A 1,277-nucleotide genomic window follows, 5' to 3' on the forward strand; every position below is an offset into this window, starting at 1 on the left:
ATGACTGGGGTGAAGTCGTAACAAGGTAACCGTAGGGGAACCTGCGGTTGGATCACCTCCTTACCTGAAGATACGAAATATTGTGTAGTGCTCACACAGATTGTCTGGTAAATGTCAACGAGCAAATACCTTATGCAGGCTTGTAGCTCAGGTGGTTAGAGCGCACCCCTGATAAGGGTGAGGTCGGTGGTTCGAGTCCACTCAGGCCTACCAACTCCCTTCCTGGGTGAAGCGGAGCGGGTAATAAGGTATCGGCAGTAAAGTCATGGGGCTATAGCTCAGCTGGGAGAGCGCCTGCTTTGCACGCAGGAGGTCTGCGGTTCGATCCCGCATAGCTCCACCATATTTCAGAACATACTGAGAAATCAGCATGTTGTGAAATATTTTGCTCTTTAACAATCTGGAACAAGCTGAAAATTCGAAAACAATCGAATTGCTTTTAACAAGTGATTCGAGAGTCTCTCAAATGCTTACAGCACGAAGTGAAACACCTTCGGGTTGTGAGGTTAAGTGACTAAGCGTACACGGTGGATGCCTAGGCAGTCAGAGGCGATGAAGGACGTGCTAATCTGCGATAAGCGTCGGTGAGCTGATATGAAGCATTATTAGCCGGCGATGTCCGAATGGGGAAACCCAGTGCAATCCGTTGCACTATCGTTAAGTGAATACATAGCTTAACGAGGCGAACCAGGGGAACTGAAACATCTAAGTACCCTGAGGAAAAGAAATCAACCGAGATTCCCCTAGTAGCGGCGAGCGAACGGGGAAGAGCCCAGAACCTGAATCAGTTTGTGCATTAGTGGAAGCGTCTGGAAAGTCGCGCGATACCGGGTGATAGCCCCGTACACGAAGGTGCACAGCTGTGAGTTCGATGAGTAGGGCGGGACACGTGTTATCCTGTCTGAATATGGGGGGACCATCCTCCAAGGCTAAATACTCCTGACTGACCGATAGTGAACCAGTACCGTGAGGGAAAGGCGAAAAGAACCCCGGCGAGGGGAGTGAAATAGAACCTGAAACCGTGTACGTACAAGCAGTGGGAGCATCCTTCGGGGTGTGACTGCGTACCTTTTGTATAATGGGTCAGCGACTTATATTTTGTAGCAAGGTTAACCGAATAGGGGAGCCGTAGGGAAACCGAGTCTTAACTGGGCGTCTAGTTGCAAGGTATAGACCCGAAACCCGGTGATCTAGCCATGGGCAGGTTGAAGGTTGGGTAACACTAACTGGAGGACCGAACCGACTAATGTTGAAAAATTAGCGGATGACTTGTGGCT

The 1,277-nt window shown here is 49.8% G+C and carries 2 tRNA genes and 2 rRNA genes; all 4 read left to right on the plus strand.

Going from position 1 to position 1,277, the window contains the following annotated elements:
- Positions 1–63: ribosomal RNA gene (locus ACEQFP_RS17430) — 16S ribosomal RNA — on the plus strand; the annotation flags it as partial.
- Between the two features lie 73 nt (positions 64–136).
- Positions 137–213 (plus strand) — tRNA-Ile (locus ACEQFP_RS17435).
- 54 nt (positions 214–267) lie between these two features.
- Positions 268–343 (plus strand) — tRNA-Ala (locus ACEQFP_RS17440).
- A 161-nt stretch (positions 344–504) separates the two neighbouring features.
- Positions 505–1,277 (plus strand): 23S ribosomal RNA (locus ACEQFP_RS17445); the annotation flags it as partial.

The sequence above is a fragment of the Edwardsiella sp. A.80236 genome, from assembly GCF_044540725.1.
Taxonomy (GTDB): domain Bacteria; phylum Pseudomonadota; class Gammaproteobacteria; order Enterobacterales; family Enterobacteriaceae; genus Edwardsiella; species Edwardsiella tarda.